Genomic DNA, 21,821 nt, shown 5'->3' on the forward strand with positions numbered 1-21,821 from the left:
TGCCGCGATGTAGATCATCGGCAGGAAAGACAGGACCGGGATGGTGCAAGCAGCATTAGGGCTCGCCAACGCGTCTCAGGACGCCGCCGGAGCCCCGTCCCATGTCCCAACCGCCCACTTCCATTCTTTCGGCCACGCGCGCCATCCTGGCGCGCGCCGGCGGGATGGCGGCGCTGGCGACGGGTGCTCTGGCGCTGGCGGCCGCAGCACCGGTCCAGGCCGCCGACACCTACCGCTACAAGGACCCGTTCGGGGTGTGGCGCACGATGAAAGTGCCCACCGGCACCGGTAAATACTACAAGCGGGCGCAGGCACGGACGGCGGGGCGCGGCAGCGTCGAAGCACTGTGCCTGACCTGTGAGCCCGAGGCGGGCGACGGCGCGCGCCGGGTGACCCGGGCCGCGCCCGAACCGCCCTTGCGCTGGAGCACGGTCAAGCCCACGACCAAGCACGACAACCTGATCGCCCGCGCCGCGCTGGATTCCGGCGTCGACCAGGCATTGCTGACTGCGGTCATTGCTATCGAATCGGGGTTTCGCAGCGATGCCCGCTCGCCCAAGGGCGCGCTGGGTCTGATGCAGTTGATGCCGGCGACGGCCGCGCCGTTGCTGTCGGTGGACGACGTGGAACGCGCGCTGGTGGATCCGGCGACCAACGTGCAGGCCGGATCGCGCCATTTGCGCCGGCTGATCGACCGGTATCCGGGCCGCCTGGATCTGGCGCTGGCCGCGTACAACGCGGGCGAGGGCGCCGTGCGCAAGTACGACGCCGTGCCGCCCTATGCCGAAACCCAGGCTTATGTGAAGAATGTGACGGCCTTGTACGAGCAGTACAAGGCGCCTTGAAGGGAGCGGGCGGCAGGCCCGCTCCGCAGACGCTTACAGCCCCGCGAAAACCTTTTCCGCGATATCCAGCGTGGCCTGGATCACCGCGTCGTCGTGGGTGGCCGACACGAAGCCCGCTTCGAAGGCGGACGGCGCAAAATGCACGCCGTGGTCCAGCATGGCATGGAAGAAGCGGTTGAATGCCGCCGTGTCGCACGCGGAGACCTGCGCGAACGAGGCCGGGATGCTGTCGCTGAAATAGATGCCGAACATGCCGCCCACCGAATCCGCCGAGAACGGCAGGCCGGCCTTGCGCGCGCGTTCTTGCAGGCCCTGCGCCAGCTTGGCGGTCTGGGCCGACAGGTTTTCGTAGAAGCCCGGGGCGCCGATCAGGCGCAGCGTGGCCAGACCCGCGGCCACGGCCACCGGGTTGCCCGACAGCGTGCCAGCCTGGTAGACGCCGCCCAGCGGCGCGATGTGCTTCATGACCTCGGCGCTGCCGCCGAAGGCGCCCACCGGCATGCCGCCGCCGATCACCTTGGCCAGCGTGGTGATGTCGGGCTTGACGCCGGTCAGACCCTGCACGCCTTGCGGTCCCACGCGAAAGCCCGTCATGACTTCGTCGAAGATCAAGAGCGCGCCGTGTTGCGTGCAGACCTCGCGCAGACCTTCCAGGAAGCCGGGCGCCGGCTTGATGAGGTTCATGTTGCCGGCGACCGGCTCCACGATGATGCAGGCGATGTCGGCGCCGTGCTGCGCGAAGGCTTCGCGCACGGCATCCAGGTTGTTGTATTCCAGGGTCAGCGTGTGCGAGACGAACTCAGGCGGCACGCCGGCCGAGCTGGGATTGCCGAAGGTCAGCAGCCCCGATCCTGCCTTGACCAGCAGGCTGTCCGAATGGCCGTGATAGCAGCCTTCGAACTTGACGATCTTGGCGCGGCCGGTGGCGCCGCGTGCCAGACGGATGGCCGTCATGGTGGCTTCGGTGCCCGAGCTGACCAGGCGCACCTGTTCCAGCGACGGCAGGCGCGAGATCAGCACTTCGGCCAGTTCGATTTCCGCTTCGGTCGGCGCGCCGAACGACAGGCCGTTGACGGCCGCTTCCTGCACCGCGCGCACCACTTCCGGGTGCGAGTGGCCCAGGATGGCCGGGCCCCAGGAGCCCACGTAATCGATGTACTGCTTGTCTTCCGCGTCCCACACGTACGGACCCTGCGCACGCTTGATGAAGCGCGGCGTGCCGCCCACGGAGCGGAAGGCGCGCACCGGCGAGTTGACGCCGCCGGGGATGCTGCGGCAGGCGCGGTCGAAAAGCTGAGCGTTACTGGACATGGGTATCAAGACTTGCGGTTGAAGTTGGCGGAATAGGGCGCCGAGCAGGCCACGGCCGCGGCCCGGATGCTGGGCGCCTCGAACAGGCTCGTGATGACGGCGATGGCGTCGGCGCCGGCCTGCGCCACGAGCGGGGCGTTGGCGGGGGTGATGCCGCCGATGGCCACCACTGCGGGACGGGGCGCCTCGCGCTCATCGGCCAAGCGGCGGGCCTCGGTCAGGACGGACAGCGGCGCGCGCACCGTGTCGGGTTTGACCGTGGAGGCGAACATGGCGCCGAAGGCGATGTAGTCGGCGCCGGCGTCGAGCAATTCACGTGCCCGCGCCAGGTCATCGTAGCTGGAGCCGCCAAGGATCAGATCGGGGCCGGCCTCGCGGCGGATGTGCGCCAGGCTTTCGTCGTCGCGGCCCACGTGGGCGCCGTCGGCGCCGACATCCAGCGCAAGCCGCCAGTCGTCATTGATGAGGAACACCACGCCCAGTTCGCGGCACAGGGGCGCCAGGGCGCGGGCCTGCGCCGCGCGCACCGCGTCCGGCACGTTCTTGCGGCGCAACTGCAGCGAGCGCATGCCGCCCGCGGCCGCATCGCGCACGGCCTGCAACAGGCGGTCGGTGTCGTCCCATTCAGGCGTCACGCCATACAGGCCGGTGGGGAAGCGCAAGGATTTCATTGGGGCAGGATCCGGTTGGGAATGCGCCGGCCCATGCCCGGCAGGAAGCTGGCGGCCACGGACGCGTCCGCGTGGACCAGACCCTGGCGCACGGCCTCGGGCATTTCCAGGCCCTGCGCCAGCATGGCCGTGATGGCGGTGGCCGCCACGCCGCCGGCGTCGCCGTTGCGGTCGGGCGGCGCCTGCCAGGGCCAGGTGTGCGTCTGGCCGCCAGGGCCGAGCAGCACGTTGGCGAAGTGACCGGGACGCTGGGGGCTGCCCAGCACCAGGACCCACGCCGCGCCGGCCGCCACCAGGGCATGCATGGGCGTGGGTGCGTCCCCGATATCGATATCGCCGTCGGCGTGCCACTGCGCAAGGCGCAGGTGTTCGATGACCAGCAGGTCCGTCTGCGGCAGCACCAGTTCCAGCGTCGCGGCCAGGAGGTCGTCGGCTTCGTCCTCGTCGGCGGCGCTTGCGGGCACCTGCGCGCGCTGGCCCAGGTGCAGAACGAGCGGCACCTGGCTATAGTCGGCGGCAACCTGCGCCGCCACGCTGGCCGTTTCCGCGGTGTATAGTCCGCCCACCTTGATGGCCTGCACCGGCATGTCTTCGAGCAGGCAACGCGCCTGGTCGTCCAGCAGGTCGGGCGAAACGGGGTGGATTTCTTCGATGCCGGCGGTGTCCTGCACGGTCAGCGCGGTCACGGCCGCCAGGCCATGACAGCCCAGGCGGGCGCAGGTGACGGCGTCCGCGGGCAACCCGTCCGAGCCGGAGGGATCGAACGGGCCGAAGACCAAAACGAGAGGGGGAGTTACGGAGGCCACGTGACAACGCTTGATTGAGGGCACCCCGGCTCATTTGGCATGAATCAGGGGAACCCCTATTGGGTTTCGGTAAGATTGTCCCCATTCTAATGGAAGCCCCTCACCTTTGCCCCACCGCGGGGATGCCGGGTGGGGAATTGATGTAAGAGAGAACTATGCGTACTTGGATGTGTTTGATTTGCGGCTGGGTCTATGACGAAGAGGCCGGCCTGCCCGACGAAGGCATCGCTCCCGGCACCCGCTGGGAAGACGTGCCGCCCAACTGGGTCTGTCCCGAATGCGGCGCCCGCAAAGAAGACTTCGAACTGATGGAAATCTGAAGCCGTCACGCCCACATATTCCGCCAAGGCTCGTAAGATGGGGCATACCCCATCCCTAGTAACCGCCGCAGGGCCGCCAGGCATGATGTTTGCGTCTGCGCAGTCGCTCCGAACGGTTTTCACAGACTACCCATGAAGGGGTTGCCATGACGGAAAAACATACCGAAAGCGCTGCGGCGCAGGCGGCCAATTTCGCCAACCAGTTCCTGATCGCCATGCCGGGCATGGTCGAGGGCAGCTTGGCGGGTTCCGTCATCTACGTGTGCGAGCACACGGACCGCGGCGCGTTGGGGCTGGTCATCAACCGCCCCACCGACCTGACGCTGGGCACGTTGTTCGAGCGCATCGATCTGACGCTCGAGATCGGACCGGTCAAGGACACGCTCGTCTTTTTGGCGGACCGGTCCAGACCGATCGCGGCTTCGTGCTGCACGCGCCGGCCGGCGATTACAGTTCCAGCATCAAGCTGGGCGACATGGCGCTGACCACATCGCGCGACGTGCTGCAGGCCGTGGCCGACGGCAACGGCCCCGCGCGCATGCTTGTGACGCTGGGCTACGCCGGTTGGGGCGCGGGCCAGCTGGAAAGCGAGATGGGCCAGAATGCCTGGCTGAGCGTGGGCGCGGACGCGCACATCATCTTCGACGTGCCGCCCGAGGAACGCTATCCCGCCGCGCTCAAGCTGCTGGGCATCGATCCCGTGATGCTGGCCGGCGACGCTGGACATGCCTGAAGAAACCCTGCTTGCCTTCGATTTCGGCGAAAAGAAGATCGGCATTGCCATCGGCAATACGCTGACGCGCCAGGCGCGTCCGCTTGAAATCATTTTCAGCGAGGTCCGCGACGCGCGCTTTGGCCGCATCGCGGCGCTTTTGCAGGAATGGCAGCCGCACCGCGTTGTCGTCGGACTGGCGCTGGACGCCGAGGGCGGCGAACAACCTGCCACGGCGCGCTGCCGCCGCTTTGCCAACCAGTTGCACGGCCGCTTCGGCATCGCCGTCGAACTGGTCGACGAACGCGGCTCCAGCATGGAGGCCCAGCGCCTGCTCGGCACGCATGCCGCGGACGACGCAATGGCCGCGGCTGTTATCCTGCAACGCTACCTTGACGCCTTGCCCGCGGCCTGACGGCCGCGGCATGTCTTGCCCATGCTCAATCCGCAACTCGATCGACGCGGCGAACTCGCGCATCTGCTGACCACGGAAGGGTTGCCCCGCCGTCACGTCGAGCGGCTGCTCGAGATGGCGCGCGGACACGCGGCCGCCGGTGATGCGCCGCCATCCGCCGCGCCGGAAATGCCGGTGTTTCTTTGCCTGCCCGACACGGATGCCGCGGACCGCGAAGCCTACGCCGTGGCCGCGGCCAGCCTGTCCATGCTGCCGGTGCCGCTGGACGCGCAGGCCGGGCAGGCGCTGGCCGAAACCGTGGCGGGCCTTGCGCCGGGCGTGCTGGTCCTGCGTCATCCCCAAAGCGGCGCGGCGCATTGCGCAGCCGCCCATGCCGCGCCGGGCCTGCGCGTCCTGAATGCGGGCGACGGCCGGCATGCCGATCCCGTGCCGGCGCTGGCGCTGATGCAGGCCATTGGCGATGCCAAGCCCGACCTCACGAGCCTTGTCGTCACGCTGGTCGGCGACATCCGCCATTCGCGCGTGGCGCGTTCGATCATCCATCTTCTGACGACGCTGGGCGTGCCCGAGGTACGTGCCGCCGCGCCGCGCACGCTGCTGCCCGACGGTCTTGCGCAACTGGGCGTGCGCGCCTGCGCGACCCTCTTCGAAGGCCTGAGCGACGCCGACGTGGTGATCGTGTTTCCCTTGAATGTCGAAGACCTCAGCGGCGCGCAGCTTCCGTCGGCGCGCGAGTACGCCCATACGCATGGCCTGACGGCCGCGGCGCTGGCGGCCGCCAAGCCGGACGTGCTGCTGTTGCCTGCCGGCGGGCTGGTGCCTGGCGTGGAGGTTGATGGCGACATCGCCGCCGGCCTTGAACCCACCGAGGCGGGTGTCGCGGCGCTTGAACAACCGCTGCGCACGGCGGTGTTGCGCGTGCTGGCCGGAGCGGCGCCATGAGACTGCACATTGCCAATGGCCGGTTGATCGACCCCGCAAATGGCGTGGACGGTCAGCACGATCTCTACATCGCATCGGGCCGCATCATTGCGGTCGGCGCGGCGCCGGACGGATTTCAGGCGGACCGCCGCATCGATGCCAGCGGTCTGGCGGTGCTGCCGGGCCTGATCGACCTGTCCGCGCGCGTCGCGCAGGCGGGCCACACCGGATTCGCGCCCGCCGAGTTGCGCGCGGCGCTGGCCGGTGGCGTGACACGCCTGGTGATGCCGCCCGACGCGGAAAGCCCGCTGGATGAGCCCACGAAGGTCGAGGCGCTGATGCGTCACGCGCAGGCCGGGCAGTGCGCCGTCCACCCGCTGGGCGCGATGACCGTGGGTTTGGCGGGCGAAACGTTGACGGAAATGGCGCTGCTGGCGCGCGCGGGCTGCATCGCCTTTTCGCAAGGCGAGTCCATCATGGCCGACACGCGCGTGCTGTGGGGGGCGATGCGATACGCAAGCGGACTGGGCCAGACCTTGTGGTTGCGAGCGCAGGATCCGTGGCTGGCGCGCGGCACGTCGGTGGCAAGCGGTCCGTACGCGGAGCGTCTGGGCCTGGAAGGGATGCCCGCCCAGGCGGAAACCGTGGCGCTGCACACGATCTTCGAATTGCAGCGCGCAACGGGCGCGCGGATTCACTTGGCGCGCCTGTCGAGCGCCGCCGGTATCGACCTGCTGCGCAAGGCCCGCCGCGAAGGCTTGCCGGTCACGGCAGACGTGTCGGTGAACAGCCTGCTGCTGACCGACGTGGACATCGGCTTCTTCGACACGAATCACCATCTGACGCCGCCGCTGCGGGGCCAGCGCGACCGCGACGCGATCCAGTCGGCGCTGGCTGACGGCGTGATCGATGCGCTGTGCTCGGATCACACGCCGGTTGACGCCCGGGGCAAGGCAGAACCGTTCGCGGCCTCCGCGCCGGGCGCGACGGGGCTCGAACTGCTCTTGTCGCTGGCTTTGAAATGGGCGCGCGACAGCCGCCGTCCCATCGGCGACGCCCTGGCGCGCGCGACGTCCGGCCCGGCCGCGGTGCTCGCCGCCGTCGCACCGCAGCTCGGCCCCTGCGGCCATCTGGGCGTGGATGCGCCGGCGGACCTGTGCCTGGCGGACCTGGACGCGGAATGGATGGTGATGCCCGCGGCGCTGCAAAGCCGCGGCGTCCATACACCTTTCGCAGGTATGATGCTGCCCGGTCGAGTACGAGCCACCATGGTTGGTGGCCAACCGGCCTGGGAGACTCCAGTTTGAAGCTGCTGCGCTTTGTCCTACGGCTGAGCCTTGTCCTGCCCCTGATCATTTTCGGCCTGCTTTGCGTGGGCCTGGTCTTCCCCCTGATGCGCCCCGCCGCCCGCGCGCGGCTGAACCGCCGCTGGTCGCGCTGGCTGATGGCAGCCTGTGGCCTGCAGGTAATCCTTAAAGGCGAGCCGCGCCTGGAAGGCCCGGTGCTGCTGGTGGCGAACCACGTGTCCTGGATCGACATCTTCGTACTGAACTCGGCGCGAGCGACGTCATTCGTGGCCAAGAGCGAGATCCGCTCCTGGCCGGTGATCGGCTGGCTGGTCGCCGGCGCCGGCACGCTCTTCATCGAACGCGGCCAACGCCACGCAGTCCACGCGATGGGGGAGTCGATGCAGGACCGCTTCAAACAGGGCGACGCGGTCGGCCTGTTTCCCGAAGGCACCACGAGCGAAGGCTTTGAACTGCTCCATTTCCACGCCAGCCTGTTCGAGCCGGCTCGTGCAGCCGCGGTGGAAATCCAACCCGTGGCGCTGCGCTTCATGCAGCACGGCAAACGCAGCGGCTATGCGGCCTTCGTGGGCGAAGAGTCACTGGTGGCGAACCTCTGGCGCGTGCTGGGCGTTACAGGATTGGCAGTCGAAGTGGTGTTCCTGCCCCCGCTGGCGGCGCGGCATCCGGATGGGTCGCTGCCGACGCGATTGGAACTGTCGCATCAGGCTAGAGAGGCGATTTTGCGGGTGCTTTGAGGGTGGCTGGGTGAGGGCGGGCTTGGGTTGGGGCGCCAGCGGTTAGGACGTCAGATGCTTTCGGCAATCGCTCGAATCGGAGGCGCGTATTTGAAGGGCCTCGAGTGATTGGGGCTGGAGGTGGGCTTGGTCTCTTCGGTTGGCGGGTTGGGTTCTTAAGGCGTCCGGCACGGTGTCGTCCCGGGGCGCGCGGGGCCACGATTGCGGTCCGGAGCCTTCGCTCCGGACTGCCCCGTCGTCATCCTCGTCCTCGCCTTCGGCGACTCCTACGGATTCCCTCGGGCTTATCGACGCCCCGCGCACCCCGGGCCGCCACCGCACCGGACTCTGGCAGTAGAAATCTGACGGGCGGCGGGGCGGTCGGGTGTGCTTGGCATTTTTGTGCAGAGACTTTCTGGCTAGAAGCATCTTGCGTTGCCCGTCTCCGTTCGGCCGCGCGGGCGGCCTCCGTAGACTTACGCGGCGTCTTGCGGCGTGTTGATGACGCTTCGCGCGTAGGTGTGTGCGTCTCACCAGGTGTCTGACACCCGTATAGACAGCCTTCAATCTTGAAGGAGCGCTTCAGGGGTGTCAGACACCTTTGCGAGACTTACGCGGCGTCTTGCGGCGTGGGATGACGCTTCGCGCGTAGGTGCGTGCGTCTCACCAGGTGTCTGACACCCGTATGGATGGTCTTCAAGCTTGAAGGAGCGCTTCAGGGGTGTCAGACACCTTTGCGAGAGAGATCAGCACCTTCGCGATAACGTCACCAGTCGCCGCTAATCGTCACTTGAACTCAAGTGCCCGATGGGCGGCGCGAACAGATCGGCAGGCTGTGGCGACCCGTCGCCGCGCCGCCCATCACCGCCCACCCCCCATCGTGACGGCGGCCATTAGCAAACCAGCCACCGCCAGCGCGAAGCGCACACCCTCACGACGTCCCACAGCCCCGATGCCGATTGCCGCCGCCCGGGCGGCAGCAATTCGGCGGCCCCGCAAATTCCCTTCCCTGAACACAGGTCTTGTAGCGCGCAAACCAAAGACCCTCTCAGCACGGCGTCGCGGTCACCGTGGGAGCGAGCGCCGTCGATGCGCCCGAGGGAATCTGAAGGGAGCCGAAGGCGGACGAAGATGACGACGGGGCAGTCCGGAGCGAAGGCTCCGGACCGCAATCGTGGGCGATCGTGCCCACGGTGACCGCGGCGTCGGGCGACCTACGTAGACGGTATGCGACCTACGTAGACGGTATGCGACCTACGAAGACCGGACGCGACCTACGAAGACGTTACGCGGCCCACGAAGATCAGTCGCCGTCTGGCGACCTACGAAGATCCAACCGAGAACAGCCTAAGAAAAACAGAAAAACGAAAAAACCCCGCCAAAACACCCGCCAGCCCTCACTCCGCCATCGGATCCTGAAACTGAGAACACTTAACCTGCACGACCTTCCGATCCTGCAACCGCAAAGCCGTCAACGACCCGCCCCACACGCATCCGGTGTCCAGGCAAATCACATCCGGCCGCTGCAACAACCCCAGCGTCGACCAATGCCCGAACACCGTCGTCACGTTACGGGTCGCCCGGTTAGGCACATCGAACCAAGGCACCAACCCGGGCGGCCAAGCCCCCGGCGTCACCTTCGTTGCGAACTCCATGTGTCCGTTGGGCGTGCACAGGCGGATCCGCGTCAGCGCGTTGATGATCACCCGCATCCGTTTGCCGCCCTTGTGGTCTTCCTTCCAGGTGGCCGGCTCGTTGCCGTACATCTTTTGAAGCGCCTTCTGCCAGTTGGGGCCGCGCAGCGCATCCTGGACTTCGCCGGCCAGGGCCAGCGTCTTGGCGACGTCCCACTTGGCCAGCGTGCCCGCGTGGACCAGCAGGTGGTTCTGTTCGAAGTGCGCCAACGGGCGGGAGCGCAGCCAGTTGAGCAGGTCCGTGGCGTCCGGTGCGCGCAGGATGGATTCCAGCGTGTCGGACTTGGACGGCTTGCGTACGCCCGCGGCCGCGGCCAAGAGGTGCAGGTCGTGGTTGCCCAGGACCACCGTGGCGCGGTCGCCCAGGTCGATGATGCGGCGCAAGGTTTCGAGCGACTGCGGGCCACGGTTGACCAGGTCGCCAGCGAACCAGAAGCGCGACTTGGGGTCGCCGACGAGTTCGGGGTGGGACAGCAAGCGATCCAGCGGCGAGCAGCACCCCTGCACGTCGCCGATCATCCAGATACTGCCGTTCATGCGGGACTCTTGCTCCAAGGCCAACGTTGCTGGACGAGACGGGTAATGGTGTGGCGGTATTCCATGTAGCTCATGGCGCCCAGCGCCAGCGCCATGGCGCCCAGGTTCGGGCCCAGGGCGGTAAGCCAGGGCGGCCACTTGCCCAGCATACCCACGTTCAGCGCAAGCTGGTTCAGCATGAAGAAGCCCACGCCCAGCAGGATGCCCACGAACACCTTGGCGCCGACGCCGCCTCGGCGGGTCTGCATGAGGCCGATGGGGGCGGCGATGGTGATCATCACGATCAGGGTGAAGGGGTAGGCCAGTTTGCGCCACAGGGCGACGACCTGGCGGCCGTATTGAAGCTGGTTGTCCCGCAGGTATTCCACGTAGTCGAGCAGCGTGACGATCGACATGCGTTCGGGGGTCAGCACGCGGGCCAGCAGGCGTTCGGCGCTGAGGGTGGTGTCGATGGAGCGTTCGGGCAGCTTGACGACGGTGGCGGGCGGATTCTTGGGCGGCCGGGCGTTGGCCAGCGCCTCGGCGGCCTCGGCGTCCAGGCGCGTCTCGGAGACGTCCTTGAGCACCAGGTCGCCCCGCGTGAACGTGCCCGTGGGGGCGGTGGACAGCGCCGTCAGCGTCAGGTCTTTCTTGAATTCGTAGAGCGTGACGCCCGCCACCTGGCCGTCGCCCTTCAGTTCGGCGATGTTGATGATGCGGGTGCCGCCGTTGGCGGTGGGTTCCTTGAACCAGTAGCCGCTCTTCAAGCGATCGCCGCCGGCCTTGCCGCGGAACATCAGGTTGGCCTCGCCGGTCTTGACCTCGGCCCAGGGCGTCACGTATTCGGACAGCAGGCCCGCGCCGATCATCAGCGGGATGGTGACGATCCAGAGCATCCGCAGAAGCCGCATGCCGCTGACGCCGGAGACCCGCAGGATGACGAGTTCGTTGCGCTGGGCCAGGCCCGCCAGCGCCAGGATGGCGCCGATCAGGAGCCCGATGGGCAGAAGATCATAGAGACGGGTGGGGATCGCCAGCGCCTGCATGTACAGCAGGGCCATCATGGAGAACTTGTCGCCCACGTTGTCCAGGTCGTCCACCAAAGCGAAGAACGTGAAGAGGCCAAGCAGGGCCAGAAGGACCACTGCGCAAGAGCGATAGACCTCGCGGGCCAGGTAGCGACGTGCAGTACGCATGGAGGAAAAAGGAGTGGAGCGCGTAAACGTGAAAGCTTAACAAATCCCGCAGCCCGAAGACGGCCGGGAGGATCGAATCGTCCCATTCCCCTTTCAGGGGATGTCGACCAGCTGCATCCGGCGCGTCAGGATGCCGACGCGGGAGTTCAGGTAATTGGACTTGCGATGGCTGTCGTAGAAGCGCGGATTGGGCAGCATGGCCGCCAGCCGCGCGGACTGGGCGTTGCCCAGGTTGGCGGCGGTGGTATTGAAATAATGCTTGGCGGCGGCCTGGGCGCCGAATACGCCCACGCCCCACTCGGCGACGTTCAGGTAGAGCTCAAGGATCCGTTCCTTGCTCATGACGTGTTCGATCATGTAGGCCAGGACCAGTTCCTGGCCCTTGCGCAGGTAACTGCGCGAGCCGGACAGGAACAGATTCTTGGCCAGTTGCTGGGTGATGGTGGAGCCGCCGCGCCGCTTGGAGCGTCCGGCTTCTTCCTGTTTCTGGTTGTATTGCCAGGCCTTGCGGATGGCGTCCCATTCGATCCCGTCGTGGTCCGTGAAATTCGCGTCCTCGGACGCGATCACTGCGCGCTTGAGTGAACGGTTGATCTTGTCGTAGGGCACCCATTCGTGCTTGAGCTCGATCCCCGGGTCTTCCTTGCGCAGACGCGACAGCTCTTCGCGCATCATCGCGCTGCTGCCCGGGTCGCGGTAGTTGTACCAGACCACCTGGGCGAACAGCCAGAATTGGTACAGCAGGACGGCGCACAGCAGCGCCATCAGCAGGCCGGTGGTGATACGGAACCAGTTTCGGCCGCCGCTGCGGCCAGTTCGGGTCGCCATGCCGTTCAGCTACCGGCGGCCAGCGCCTCGCGCAGCGCCGTCAGGACGGGCGCCGCATCCGGGCGCACGCCGTGCCAGATGAAAAAGCTCTCGGCCGCCTGGCCGACCAGCATGCCCAGTCCGTCGGCGGTCAGCGCGGCGCCGTCGGCCTTGGCCTGCTGCATGAAGGCGGTGGGCTGCGCGCCGTACATCATGTCGTAGGCGGCGCCGCCGTCGGCGTACAGCCCCGGCGGCAGGTCGGGGGCGGCGTTCTGCAGCCCGCTGGCGGTGGCGTTGATGACAAGATTCCAGCCGCCGGGTAGGGCGGCGCTCGCCAGGGCGCCGGCGGTGACTTGGGTCTGCGGCGACACGCCGCTGGCGCGCCAGGCCGCGGCCAGCTCCTCGGCGCGGGCGGCCGTGCGGTTCACGATGTGGATGCGGGCGCAGCCGGCCTCGGCCAGCGGCTGCAGAACGCCGCGCGCCGCGCCGCCGGCGCCGACCAGCAGCACGTTGGCGCCCGCCAGGCGCACGCCCAGGCGCAGCAGGTCGTTGACCAGGCCCACACCGTCGGTGTTGCAGCCGTGCCAGGCGCCATCGCGCCACGACAGGGTGTTGACGGCGCCGGCCAGCCGCGCGCGGGCCGACAGGTGGTCCGCCGCTAGGGCATAGGCCTCAAGCTTGAACGGAACGGTGACATTCAGGCCCAGCCCGCCATCCGCCACGAATTCGGCGACGGCGCCGGCAAAGCCATCCACCGGGGCAAGCAGGCGCTCGTAGCGCAACGGCTTGCCGGTCTGCTGCGAAAACATGGCGTGGATCTGAGGCGAGCGGCTATGCGCGATGGGATTGCCGATGACGGCGTAGCGGGCTTGAGGAATCGCCTCGGTCATGGAGCCTGTGTTTCCAGAGTGTCGTTGACGAAATGCCAGGTGCGGGTGATGACCAGCACGTCCGTATCGCGGGCGATATCGGGCGGGAAGGGAGGGAAGGGCGCGGCCAGCTGGACGATGCGGCGCGCCGCCTGGTTCAGGACCGCATGCGGCGAAGGCTGGTCGATCTCGACCTCGGCGATGCTGCCGTCGGCGCGGACCGACACCGTGATGCGCAGCGATCCGTAGATGCGGCCGCGGGCCTCGTCGGGGTAATGCTGGGTGCCGACTGTCTCGATGCGCGTGCGCCAGGCATCCAGATACGCGGCGTAGCGGGACGCGTCGGCGGAGGGCGCGATGAACTGTTTGCGCGGCTCGGCGCTGTATTGCTGGACCCGCGCCGCCAGCGCCGCCACCTGGGCGTTCTGGATGACGCTGGCCTGGTCCTGGGCGTCCTGGCCGACATCGGCGCCATCGGGCCACGGATTGACCGCCTGGCGCTCGGGGCCAGCGTTGTGCGGCGACTGCAACTGGGTCATCAGACGGGCCTGTTCAGCTTCGAGCTGCACCTGGCGCTGGCGCATGGCTTCCAGCACGATGGTCTCGGCCGAGCTGCCGGTCTGGGGGAGGGGGGTGGTGGACACGCCGCGGTCGGCGTTGCCGCCGCCGGTCATCTGGTTCTGCGCCACGGTGCGCGGCGTTTCAGGCGGGGTCTCGCTGCGGGCGTTCAGCAGCACGACTTCCAGGCTGGTCACGGGCGGACGCGTCTGCACGGGCGCGCTGAACCGCCACGCCAGCGCGCTGGCGTGCACCAACAGCGATATCGCGATGCCGATACGCAGGTAGTGCTGGGCGGGTTGGCCCAGCCACCACAGGTAACGGCTCAGCATCGAGGGGGAATCTGCGTGTTGCACCAGCGCATTGTAAGGCGAGTCCAGCGGCGCGGTGCGCTCCTTCCGACGGCTGTAACAGCCCTCGGACGGACGGTCTAGACCGGATCAGGCGGTCGGCCGGGGAAAGATCCAGACCTTGCTGGCGGGCAGCGCAAGCCGGCAGGGGCCGGGCTCGCGGCCTTCCGGACCGTAGGCGCGCAGGGCGAGGCTGCGGGCCGGATCGGCGTCCGGCGTGCGGAACAGGTATTCCCAGCGGTCGCCCAGGTACATGCTGGTCAGCAGCGGCATGTCGACGTGGTTGCCGTCCGGGTCGTCGGCCAGGCGCACCTGCTCGACCCGGATGACCGCGGTGGCATCCTGGCCCACCGCGACGTCCGCGCCGGCCTTGCCCCACAGCGACCAGCCGGGGCCTTCGATGCGGGCTTGCCCGTCCCGCAGCTCGGTGACCTTGCCGTCCAGCCGGTTGTTGCTGCCCATGAATTCGGCCGTGAACAGGGTGGACGGTGCGCCGTACATTTCCTGCGGCGTGCCCTGCTGCTCGATCTTGCCGTTGTTCAGCAGCAGGATGCGGTCGGAGATCGCCATGGCTTCGCTCTGGTCATGCGTCACCATCAGCGCGGACAGGCCCAGGCGGATGATGAGTTCGCGCAGGAAGGCGCGCGCTTCCTCGCGCAGCTTGGCGTCCAGGTTGGACAGGGGTTCGTCCAGCAGGATGACGGGCGGGCTGTACACCAGCGCCCGGCCGATGGCCACGCGCTGCTGCTGGCCCCCGGATAGCGCGTGCGGGTGGCGCTGGCCAAGCTTGCCCAGGCCCAACTGGTCCAGCACGGCCTGCACGCGCTCGCGCACCTCGGCGCCCGGCGTCTTGCGCAGCTTGAGCGGATAGGCAACGTTCTCGAACACGGTCTTGTGCGGCCACAGCGCATACGACTGGAACACCAGTCCCAGGTTGCGCTCTTCGGCCGGGATTTCCTGGCGGGCCGCGCCGTCGTACACGACGCGGTTGCCGATGGTGATGCGGCCGCGCTTGGGGCCTTCCAGGCCGGCCACGGCGCGCAGCAACGTGGTCTTGCCGCTGCCCGAGGGCCCCAGCAGGGACACCACTTCGCCCTGGCGCAGCTGCATCGACACGCCCTTGAGCACCGGGTTGTCGCCGTAGTCCAGGTGCAGGTCTTCTACAGAAAGCTCAATCATGAAGTTTGACTCCGAATCGCAGGGCGATGCCCAGGCCGATCACGACCAGAACGATATTGATGAATGAAAGCGCGGCCACGATGTCGATGGCGCCCGAGGCCCACAGCGACACCAGCATGGAGCCGATGGTCTCGGTGCCGGGCGACAGCAGGTAGACGCCGGTGGAGTATTCGCGCTCGAAGATCAGGAACATCAGCAGCCACGAGCCGATCAGGCCGTACTTGGCCAGCGGCACCGTGACGTGGCGGGTGACCTGGCCGCGGCGCGCGCCGGCGCTGCGGGCGGCCTCTTCCAGCTCGGGCCCCACCTGCAGCAGGGTCGAGGAGATGAGCCGCAAGCCATAGGCCATCCACACGACGGTGTACGCAAGCCATACGCTGAAGATGGTGCTGCGCAGGGCGCGCAGCCATTCGACGAAGTTTTCGCGCAGCCATTCGGCGAAGGGCAGGGCCGACAGCCAGCCGCCTTCGTCCACGTCCAGCGCCTTGTCCAGCCACATCGGCACGAACAGGAACACCCACAAGAACGCCAGGCCGGCCAGCAGGCCCGGCACGGCGCGCGGCACCAGCACGCTGTAGTCCATGAAGCGCGTGACATTGTCCGGCTTGCGGTGCATGGCCAGGCCCACGAACATGTAGCACATGACCGCAAGCGCGCCGCCGAAGACGCCGATGGCGACCGAGTTGACGATGGCGCGCATCAGGTTGGGCTGCGAGAACACGGTACGGAAGGCGTCCATCGACAGCACGTCAAAGAGCGAGACGCCCAGGCCCCAGTTGGACACGAACGCGCGCAGCAGCACGCCCGTCAGCGGCACGATGATGGTGACGAACAGCCAGAACGCCACGACCCCGCCCGCGACCCAGCGCCACTTGCCCAGCGGCAGCGGCCGCGCGCGCGAGGCCTTGCCCTTGACGGTGACGAAGCGGTTGGCGGTGCGCATCAGGCGGCGTTGCAGCATCACCAGCGGGATCGTCATGCAGATCAGCACCACGGCCACCGCGGCCATCAGGTGATAGGACGGGATGCCCAGCTTGTTGGTGAGCTTGTACAGGTAGGTGGCCAGCACAAGGTTGCCTTCCGGGTCACCCAGCACCAGCACCAGGCCGAACACTTCCAGGCCCAGGAAAAAGAGCAGCACGGTGGCGTACAGCATGGCCGGCCGCACCATGGGCAGGCTGACGGAAACCATCACCCGCAGCGGCGAGGCGCCGGTCACCCGCGCGGCCTCTTCCACGTCGGACCCCATGCTGCGCAGCGCCGACGAGATGTACAGGTAGGCGTGCGGCACGTGCGTCAGGCCGGCGATGATGACGATGCTGGTCAGCGAATAGACGTTCCAGGGCACGAAGCCCAGAATGTTCTGCGTCCAGGTCGAGAAAAAGCCGACGGGGCCAGCGGCGACCACGTAGCCGAAGCCCAGCACCATGGGCGACACGAACACCGGCACCAGGATCAGCGGCTCGATCCAGCGGCGGCCCGGCAGGTCGGTGCGGATCATCAGGAACGCCAGCATGCCGCCCAGCGGAATGGCGATGGCCGCCAGCCCGAACGCGAGGATGAAGCCGCTGCGTAGCGCCTTGTAGAAATCGGGATCCGCAAAGATGAAGCGGAAGGCGTCCAGACTCCAGGTCTTGGACGGGGCAAAGAAGGGCGCCGAGAGAAAACTCTGGATGATGATGAACGACAGCGGCACGTAGATGGCGAGCGCCGTGATCAGCACCACCACGCCGCGTGGCAGGGACTGCCATTTTCTGCGCAATGACTGCATGGGAAATCCTGTGGTCTTGAAGGACGCGGTGGCCGCGCTGCCGGGGCCGATGGCCCCGGGGCAGGGTCAGGCGGACGGCGCGCTGTCCGCTGCGTTTGCGGCGGCGCCGGGCAGCAAGGCCGCCCGGCGCCCGGGCATCACTTGCCCGCCGCGGCCCGCCATTGCTTGATGAATTCCAGGCGCTTGTTCTGCTCCAGGTAGTCCAGCAGGGTTTCGTCGACCGGAATCGGCTTGAGCGAGGCGCCCAGCTTCTTGGTCATGCCGTCCACGTCGTTGTCGCCTTCGATGTCGTCGCGCACGGACGCCAGGTCGGCCTGGTTGGCCATGATTTCCTGGCCCTTCTGCGACAGCAGGTAGTCCATCCACAGCTTGGCGGCGTTGCGGTTCTTCGCCTTCTTGCTGATGAACGCCACGCGCGACAGCACCAGCGCGTAGTCGGTCGGGTATGCCACGCCCAGCGACGGATCGTTCTTGGCGCGGGTCTCCGCGTAGGAACCCAGGATGTTGTAGCCGATCAGGTTTTCGCCCGAGGACACGCGTTCCATCATGGTGCCGGTGGACGACTGCACGACCAGGCCGCCCTTGGCGATGTCCTTGAGGGTCTCGAAGTACTTGGGATCGTTGGCCTTGTCCTGCACCGCCAGCATGAAGCCGACCGCGGACTTCTCGATGTCGTAGGTGGTGACCTTGTTCTTGAACTTGTCGGGCTGGCTGGCGATCAGCTTGGCCAGCGCGCCGTGTGTGGTGGGCACTTCATTGGCGGCAATGAGCCGCTTGTTGTAGATGAAGACGGCCGGCTCGTAGGTGGTGCCGTAGGCGGAATCCTTCCAGACGGCCCACGACGGCAGCTTGCCGGCCTCGGGCGATTTGTACTTCAGCGCGTAGTCGGTGGCCAGCTTCAGGGCCGAGTCCATCGACGAGCTCCAGACGATGTCGCCGCTGCCGCCGCCCGCCGCCTGTTCGCTGATGTAGCGGTTGTAGAGCTCGGTGCTGTTCATGTCGTTGTATTCGACCTTGACGCCCGGATACATCGCTTCGAAGCCCTTGATGATGGGGCCGGCGGCCTTGGTGTCGGTGGTCGAATAGATGACGACCTTGCCTTCCTTCTTGGCGCCGTCCAGGACCTTCTGGTAGTCGGCCGGATAGCCCGCCGGCACAGCCTGCGCGAAGGCGCTGCCCGAGGCGATGGCGAATGCGGCGGCGCAGGCGGCCGCCAGTTTGGACTTGGCAAGCATGGGTATTGTCTCCGATTGGATTTGGCTTGATGCGGGCTCTGGGGCCCGCGTGCAGCCATCTTAGGAGTGCGCGTCTGTCGTCGTCCTGTCATGGCGGCAGGCGATGGCTAGGGGAAATCCCTGGGCCACGACTGCGCCTGCGCGCGGGGTTACGGGCGCTGCGGCGTGTCGGTGACGAGCCGGATCCAGTTCTGCACGAACCGGGAATGGCGACGCTGGTCCAGGCCGACGAGCAGCGCGGGGCTCAGTACCACGGGCTGCACGATGCCCTGCGACCGCGCCAGCACGGCCTCCGAGGTCCACCGTCCCGGCGTGTCTTCCATGATGGACCCCAGCGCGGCATGGCTGGATGCCACCTGCTGGCCGGCGGGCGACAGCAGCCAGTCGACCAGGGCGCGGCCTAGGTCGGGATTGGGGGCGGTGCGCGCGATGAGCACCGAGCGCGCCAGCACCAGCACGTAGTCCTGCGGAAACACTACGCCGATGGGCCGGCCCGCAGCCTGGCGCGACAGCGCGTAAGAGCCAAGGACGTTGTAGCCGATGTCGAGTTCGTCGCGCTCGATGGCGTCCAGGATCTCGGCGCTGGTGGCCGCCAGCCGCACGCCGGCCTGGCCCATGGCGTTGGCCAGCCCCCAGAAGTTGGACGAGACGAGCTCATCCTGTTCGGCCAGCAGATAGCCCACGCTGCTGGCGGCAATGTCGTAGGTGCCGATGCGTCCGCGCAGGCGCAACGGATCCTGCTCCAGCAGGCGCAGCAGGTCCTGGCGCGAGCGCGGCACTTCAGCCTCTGCGAAACGCTTGGGGTTGTAGACGACGACGGCGGGCTCGAACGTGAAGCCGTAGACCTCGTGCCGCCATATGGCCCACGACGGAAGCCGCGCGGCGTAGGGCGAGGCATAGCTCAGCGCATAGCCATCGTTGGCAAGCCGGATCTGCAGGTCCGACGCGGAACTCATGAGGACGTCCACATCCTTCAATCGCCCCTCGATGGCGGCTTCGTAGAGCTCGCGGCTGCCCATTTCGCGGTACACGACGCTGACGTCGGGGCGATGCGACTGGAACCCCTGGATCAGCGGGGCGACGACGGGCGTGTCCGTGGGTCCGGCGATGGTGAGGACGCGCGAGGACGGTTGGGGCGCGGGATAGCGGGTGATGATCTCGGGGATGCCGGCAACCTGCGGTGCGGCGGGCGGGGCTGCCGCCCCGGTCACCTCGACGCCCGCGGCCCGCACGTCGGCGGACGGCGCGGCCAGCAGCAGGCAGGCGGCGCAGACCGCGGCGGCGGCTGCCATCAGCGTGCGGTTGGCTCCGGCACGCGCCAGCGGCAGGACGACGCGGGCCGTCAGGCCGCCGCCGGGCCGGTCCAGCAGCCACAGCGACCCGCCGTGGGCGACAGCGACGGACCGCACGATCGCCAGTCCCAGTCCGGATCCGGGCAGCGTTTCCCCGGCGCGGCCGCGCGAGAAACGTTGCTGCACCGATTCCTTCTCGTCGTCGGCCACGCCGGGACCGCGGTCCGAGACAGTGAGCGCGACGCGATAGCCGGCAACGGGCGTGGCCTGGATCTCAACCGGCCCGTCCGGCGCGTAGCGCAGGGCATTGTCGACCAGGTTGCGCAGCATTTCGCGCAGCGCGATGCGATCGCCGGCGATGCGCGCGCGGCGCACTTCGGGCGCAATGGCGATGCGCAGCCGCTGCGCCTCCAACGGACCAATGCGGCGGCGCGTTTCGTTGACGGTTTCAGCCACGCCGACCAACGCGCGGGCGCCCTTGCCGAGCCGGTGGGTGATGGTGGCGTCCATGAGCAGCTGGTTGATGAGCTGGCTGGCGTGGGTGGCGTTCAGATGGATGCGTTCGAGCCGGACATGCAGGCGCTGGGGATCGGTCTCGTCCAGCGCTACCTCGGCTTGCGCGCGCAGCGAGGCAAGGGGCGTGCGGACCTGGTGCGCGGCATCGGCGACCAGGGTGTTAAGCGTGTCCATGGCCCCGGACAACCGCTGCATGAAGCCGTTGAGCGCTTCGATCAACCGCCGCACTTCGCGCGGGACGGGTTTGACGAGCGGCTCCAGGTCATCCGGCGCGCGCCGCCGCAGTTCGCGTTCGACGACGGCAAGCGGCGCGAAGGCGCGTTGCACGCCAAACCACAACAGGCCCAGCGCGACCAGGGACACGACGACCAGCGGCAGCACGCTGCGCCCAAGAATCTCGCCGGCCAGCGCCTCGCGCGAGCCCAGCGTCTCGGCGACACGCAAGGTGACCCAGCCGGCGTGCTGGCTGGCCGAGACCAGGCGGCCAACGGTCGCGACCCGAATGGGTTCGTCGTGATAGCTCAGATAAGTGAAAACGGGCGTGGCCGACTGCGCGAGGGGCAGGCCGGGCGCAAGGTCGCCGTACCCGGTGATGAGCCTGCCGTTTGAAGTGCGCGCTTCATAGAACACACGCTCGCCGCCGGACAGCATGGCCAGCGAGGACACGGGCGGCTCGACGGTGACTTCGTTGTCTTCGATCTGGACGGACCCGGCAATGGTCAGCGCCGAGGCCGCGAGCAGCCGGTCAAACGCCTGCTCGGCGGCGCGCTGGGCATAGCCGCGCAAAAAGAACACGAGTCCGATGAGCGCGCAGGCGAGCAGCACCGCGCCCAACGTGAATACGCGCTGCCGGATGGAAAAGCTTTCAGGGATGTTCATGGCTGCGGGCCTGATACCCGACGCCCCGCACGGTGACGATATCCACGGACGCACCCGCAAGCTTTTTGCGAAGCCGCGAGATAAGCAGCTCAAGCGCATTGAGCGAGCCGTCGTCCAGATCGAAGATCTGGTTCATAAGGCGTTCCTTGGCAACGGTCTGGCCCAGCTTGCCGACCAGGATCTCAAGCAACCGGAATTCCCGCCGCCCCAACTCCAGCGGCGTGCCGGCCAGTTCGACATGCCGATTCGCCAGATCCAGACTGAGATTGCCGTAATGCGCCACACTGGTGGTCTGCCCCGCAGGCCGCCGCAACAAGGCGCGCAACCGGGCCTCCAGCTCGCGCAGATCGAACGGCTTGACCAAGTAGTCATCGGCGCCCAGATCCAGCATGTCGATCTTGTCTTCGATCTCGGCGCGCGCGGTCATGACGAGCACAGGCGCCTCAAGACCCGCCGCCCGCAACTCTCGGATAAGCGTGAATCCATCCTTGCCGGGCAAATTGATATCCAGCACGAGTGCGTCCCAGGTCTCATCCAACCCCCAACGCAACGCCTGCACGCCATCACGCACCCACTGCACACTATGACCCGCCGAACGCAGCTTGCTCTCAACGGCATCGCCAAGATCGAGATTGTCCTCGACCAGCAGAATGCGCATGGTTCTTCTCCTCCGTTGTGCTTTTTTATCGGAAGTTTAACGGGGGGCGTTGATGCGCGGGGGTGTTGGTGGTGCTGGGAGGGCTTCTGTCGGTTGAGGGTTGAGTTCTTGAGGGGTCCGGCACGGCGGCGACCCGGGGCGCGCGGGGCCACGATTGCGGTCCGGAGCCTTCGCTCCGGACTTGCCTAGGCGGCCCCCCCCGTCGTCATCTTCGTCCGCCTTCGGCTCCCTTCAGATTCCCTCGGGCTTATCGACGCCCCGCGCACCCCGGGCCGCC

At 67.6% G+C, this 21,821-nt stretch carries 19 protein-coding genes and 1 pseudogene; 7 read left to right on the top strand and 13 right to left on the bottom strand.

Annotation, left to right across the window (positions count from 1 at the left end):
• Nucleotides 1–101: 101 nt before the first annotated feature.
• Nucleotides 102–845 carry a lytic transglycosylase domain-containing protein gene (locus V6V88_RS02545; RefSeq protein WP_223574165.1) on the top strand — a complete coding sequence of 248 codons (744 nt, stop codon included), beginning with the start codon at nt 102–104 and terminating at the stop codon, nt 843–845.
• 33 nt (nt 846–878) lie between these two features.
• Here V6V88_RS02545 and hemL read toward each other — a convergent pair whose 3' ends face one another.
• Genes hemL through V6V88_RS02560 form a run of 3 tightly spaced genes read right to left on the bottom strand, consistent with a single transcriptional unit; the run spans nt 879 to nt 3,633 of the window.
• Nucleotides 879–2,156, bottom strand: a complete 1,278-nt coding sequence (gene hemL, locus V6V88_RS02550; protein ID WP_108005740.1) for a glutamate-1-semialdehyde 2,1-aminomutase — start codon at nt 2,154–2,156, stop codon at nt 879–881.
• Nucleotides 2,157–2,161: 5 nt separating this feature from the next.
• Nucleotides 2,162–2,827, bottom strand: a complete 666-nt coding sequence (gene thiE / locus V6V88_RS02555; protein WP_223574167.1) for a thiamine phosphate synthase — start codon at nt 2,825–2,827, stop codon at nt 2,162–2,164.
• Nucleotides 2,824–3,633 carry a hydroxymethylpyrimidine/phosphomethylpyrimidine kinase gene (locus V6V88_RS02560; RefSeq protein ID WP_348522718.1) on the bottom strand — a complete coding sequence of 270 codons (810 nt, stop codon included), beginning with the start codon at nt 3,631–3,633 and terminating at the stop codon, nt 2,824–2,826. The genes thiE and V6V88_RS02560 overlap by 4 nt, the downstream gene beginning before the upstream one ends.
• Nucleotides 3,634–3,788: 155 nt before the next feature.
• Between V6V88_RS02560 and V6V88_RS02565 the strand changes: the two genes are divergently transcribed.
• The 6 genes and pseudogenes from V6V88_RS02565 to V6V88_RS02590 all read left to right on the top strand — a co-directional run bounded on the left by V6V88_RS02565 (nt 3,789) and on the right by V6V88_RS02590 (nt 8,045).
• Complete coding sequence (locus tag V6V88_RS02565) at nt 3,789–3,953, top strand: rubredoxin (RefSeq protein WP_003814980.1); 165 nt, start codon at nt 3,789–3,791, stop codon at nt 3,951–3,953.
• Between the two features lie 146 nt (nt 3,954–4,099).
• Nucleotides 4,100–4,686, top strand: a pseudogene (locus tag V6V88_RS02570) (YqgE/AlgH family protein).
• A complete protein-coding gene (ruvX, locus tag V6V88_RS02575; protein WP_056327418.1) occupies nt 4,679–5,080 on the top strand; it encodes a Holliday junction resolvase RuvX in 402 nt (133 codons plus the stop codon). The pseudogene V6V88_RS02570 and the gene ruvX overlap by 8 nt, the downstream one beginning before the upstream one ends.
• A 21-nt stretch (nt 5,081–5,101) precedes the next feature.
• Nucleotides 5,102–6,022 (top strand): aspartate carbamoyltransferase, encoded by a 921-nt coding sequence (locus V6V88_RS02580; protein WP_062841604.1) that lies wholly within the window; start codon nt 5,102–5,104, stop codon nt 6,020–6,022.
• Nucleotides 6,019–7,308, top strand: a complete 1,290-nt coding sequence (locus V6V88_RS02585; protein WP_338617626.1) for a dihydroorotase — start codon at nt 6,019–6,021, stop codon at nt 7,306–7,308. Before V6V88_RS02580 ends, V6V88_RS02585 begins: the two co-directional genes overlap by 4 nt.
• On the top strand, nt 7,305–8,045 hold the full coding sequence (locus V6V88_RS02590) for a 1-acyl-sn-glycerol-3-phosphate acyltransferase (protein ID WP_062841602.1): 741 nt from the start codon (nt 7,305–7,307) through the stop codon (nt 8,043–8,045). Before V6V88_RS02585 ends, V6V88_RS02590 begins: the two co-directional genes overlap by 4 nt.
• A 1,376-nt stretch (nt 8,046–9,421) precedes the next feature.
• Here V6V88_RS02590 and V6V88_RS02595 read toward each other — a convergent pair.
• The 10 genes from V6V88_RS02595 to V6V88_RS02640 all read right to left on the bottom strand — a co-directional run bounded on the left by V6V88_RS02595 (nt 9,422) and on the right by V6V88_RS02640 (nt 21,544).
• Entirely contained in the window at nt 9,422–10,255 is an 834-nt protein-coding gene (locus tag V6V88_RS02595) for a symmetrical bis(5'-nucleosyl)-tetraphosphatase (protein WP_062841565.1), read from the bottom strand.
• Complete coding sequence (gene lptG / locus V6V88_RS02600) at nt 10,252–11,430, bottom strand: LPS export ABC transporter permease LptG (RefSeq protein ID WP_062841566.1); 1,179 nt, start codon at nt 11,428–11,430, stop codon at nt 10,252–10,254. The genes V6V88_RS02595 and lptG overlap by 4 nt, the downstream gene beginning before the upstream one ends.
• Nucleotides 11,431–11,523: 93 nt before the next feature.
• Nucleotides 11,524–12,258, bottom strand: a complete 735-nt coding sequence (gene mtgA / locus V6V88_RS02605; protein WP_223574173.1) for a monofunctional biosynthetic peptidoglycan transglycosylase — start codon at nt 12,256–12,258, stop codon at nt 11,524–11,526.
• 5 nt (nt 12,259–12,263) lie between these two features.
• Nucleotides 12,264–13,127: a shikimate dehydrogenase gene (aroE, locus tag V6V88_RS02610; protein ID WP_223574175.1), complete on the bottom strand. Its 864-nt coding sequence runs from the start codon at nt 13,125–13,127 to the stop codon at nt 12,264–12,266.
• A complete protein-coding gene (locus tag V6V88_RS02615) occupies nt 13,124–14,023 on the bottom strand; it encodes a TonB family protein (protein WP_223576592.1) in 900 nt (299 codons plus the stop codon). Before V6V88_RS02615 ends, aroE begins: the two co-directional genes overlap by 4 nt.
• 81 nt (nt 14,024–14,104) lie before the next feature.
• Nucleotides 14,105–15,193: an ABC transporter ATP-binding protein gene (locus tag V6V88_RS02620; RefSeq protein ID WP_062841568.1), complete on the bottom strand. Its 1,089-nt coding sequence runs from the start codon at nt 15,191–15,193 to the stop codon at nt 14,105–14,107.
• Nucleotides 15,186–16,964: an iron ABC transporter permease gene (locus V6V88_RS02625; RefSeq protein ID WP_338617630.1), complete on the bottom strand. Its 1,779-nt coding sequence runs from the start codon at nt 16,962–16,964 to the stop codon at nt 15,186–15,188. The genes V6V88_RS02620 and V6V88_RS02625 overlap by 8 nt, the downstream gene beginning before the upstream one ends.
• 137 nt (nt 16,965–17,101) lie before the next feature.
• On the bottom strand, nt 17,102–18,199 hold the full coding sequence (locus V6V88_RS02630) for an ABC transporter substrate-binding protein (protein WP_062841570.1): 1,098 nt from the start codon (nt 18,197–18,199) through the stop codon (nt 17,102–17,104).
• Between the two features lie 149 nt (nt 18,200–18,348).
• The gene (locus V6V88_RS02635) at nt 18,349–20,886 is read right to left on the bottom strand and encodes an extracellular solute-binding protein (protein WP_280004186.1); all 2,538 of its coding nucleotides are present in this window, start codon (nt 20,884–20,886) and stop codon (nt 18,349–18,351) included.
• Nucleotides 20,873–21,544, bottom strand: a complete 672-nt coding sequence (locus tag V6V88_RS02640; protein ID WP_056327800.1) for a response regulator transcription factor — start codon at nt 21,542–21,544, stop codon at nt 20,873–20,875. The genes V6V88_RS02635 and V6V88_RS02640 overlap by 14 nt, the downstream gene beginning before the upstream one ends.
• Nucleotides 21,545–21,821 lie beyond the last annotated feature (277 nt).

The sequence above is a fragment of the Achromobacter sp. E1 genome (assembly GCF_037039475.1).
GTDB classification, from domain to species: Bacteria; Pseudomonadota; Gammaproteobacteria; order Burkholderiales; family Burkholderiaceae_B; genus Achromobacter; species Achromobacter mucicolens.

What these genes read in the sequence shown, in the direction of transcription:
- V6V88_RS02585 (WP_338617626.1), top strand. Translation starts at nt 6,019, where the DNA reads ATGAGACTGCACATTGCCAATGGCCGGTTGATCGACCCCGCAAATGGC.
- V6V88_RS02545 (WP_223574165.1), top strand. Translation starts at nt 102, where the DNA reads ATGTCCCAACCGCCCACTTCCATTCTTTCGGCCACGCGCGCCATCCTG.
- hemL (WP_108005740.1), bottom strand. Translation starts at nt 2,156, where the DNA reads ATGTCCAGTAACGCTCAGCTTTTCGACCGCGCCTGCCGCAGCATCCCC.
- V6V88_RS02640 (WP_056327800.1), bottom strand. Translation starts at nt 21,544, where the DNA reads ATGCGCATTCTGCTGGTCGAGGACAATCTCGATCTTGGCGATGCCGTT.
- V6V88_RS02630 (WP_062841570.1), bottom strand. Translation starts at nt 18,199, where the DNA reads ATGCTTGCCAAGTCCAAACTGGCGGCCGCCTGCGCCGCCGCATTCGCC.
- V6V88_RS02580 (WP_062841604.1), top strand. Translation starts at nt 5,102, where the DNA reads ATGCTCAATCCGCAACTCGATCGACGCGGCGAACTCGCGCATCTGCTG.
- thiE (WP_223574167.1), bottom strand. Translation starts at nt 2,827, where the DNA reads ATGAAATCCTTGCGCTTCCCCACCGGCCTGTATGGCGTGACGCCTGAA.
- V6V88_RS02620 (WP_062841568.1), bottom strand. Translation starts at nt 15,193, where the DNA reads ATGATTGAGCTTTCTGTAGAAGACCTGCACCTGGACTACGGCGACAAC.
- mtgA (WP_223574173.1), bottom strand. Translation starts at nt 12,258, where the DNA reads ATGGCGACCCGAACTGGCCGCAGCGGCGGCCGAAACTGGTTCCGTATC.
- V6V88_RS02595 (WP_062841565.1), bottom strand. Translation starts at nt 10,255, where the DNA reads ATGAACGGCAGTATCTGGATGATCGGCGACGTGCAGGGGTGCTGCTCG.
- V6V88_RS02625 (WP_338617630.1), bottom strand. Translation starts at nt 16,964, where the DNA reads ATGCAGTCATTGCGCAGAAAATGGCAGTCCCTGCCACGCGGCGTGGTG.
- aroE (WP_223574175.1), bottom strand. Translation starts at nt 13,127, where the DNA reads ATGACCGAGGCGATTCCTCAAGCCCGCTACGCCGTCATCGGCAATCCC.
- V6V88_RS02635 (WP_280004186.1), bottom strand. Translation starts at nt 20,886, where the DNA reads ATGAACATCCCTGAAAGCTTTTCCATCCGGCAGCGCGTATTCACGTTG.
- V6V88_RS02565 (WP_003814980.1), top strand. Translation starts at nt 3,789, where the DNA reads ATGCGTACTTGGATGTGTTTGATTTGCGGCTGGGTCTATGACGAAGAG.
- lptG (WP_062841566.1), bottom strand. Translation starts at nt 11,430, where the DNA reads ATGCGTACTGCACGTCGCTACCTGGCCCGCGAGGTCTATCGCTCTTGC.
- ruvX (WP_056327418.1), top strand. Translation starts at nt 4,679, where the DNA reads ATGCCTGAAGAAACCCTGCTTGCCTTCGATTTCGGCGAAAAGAAGATC.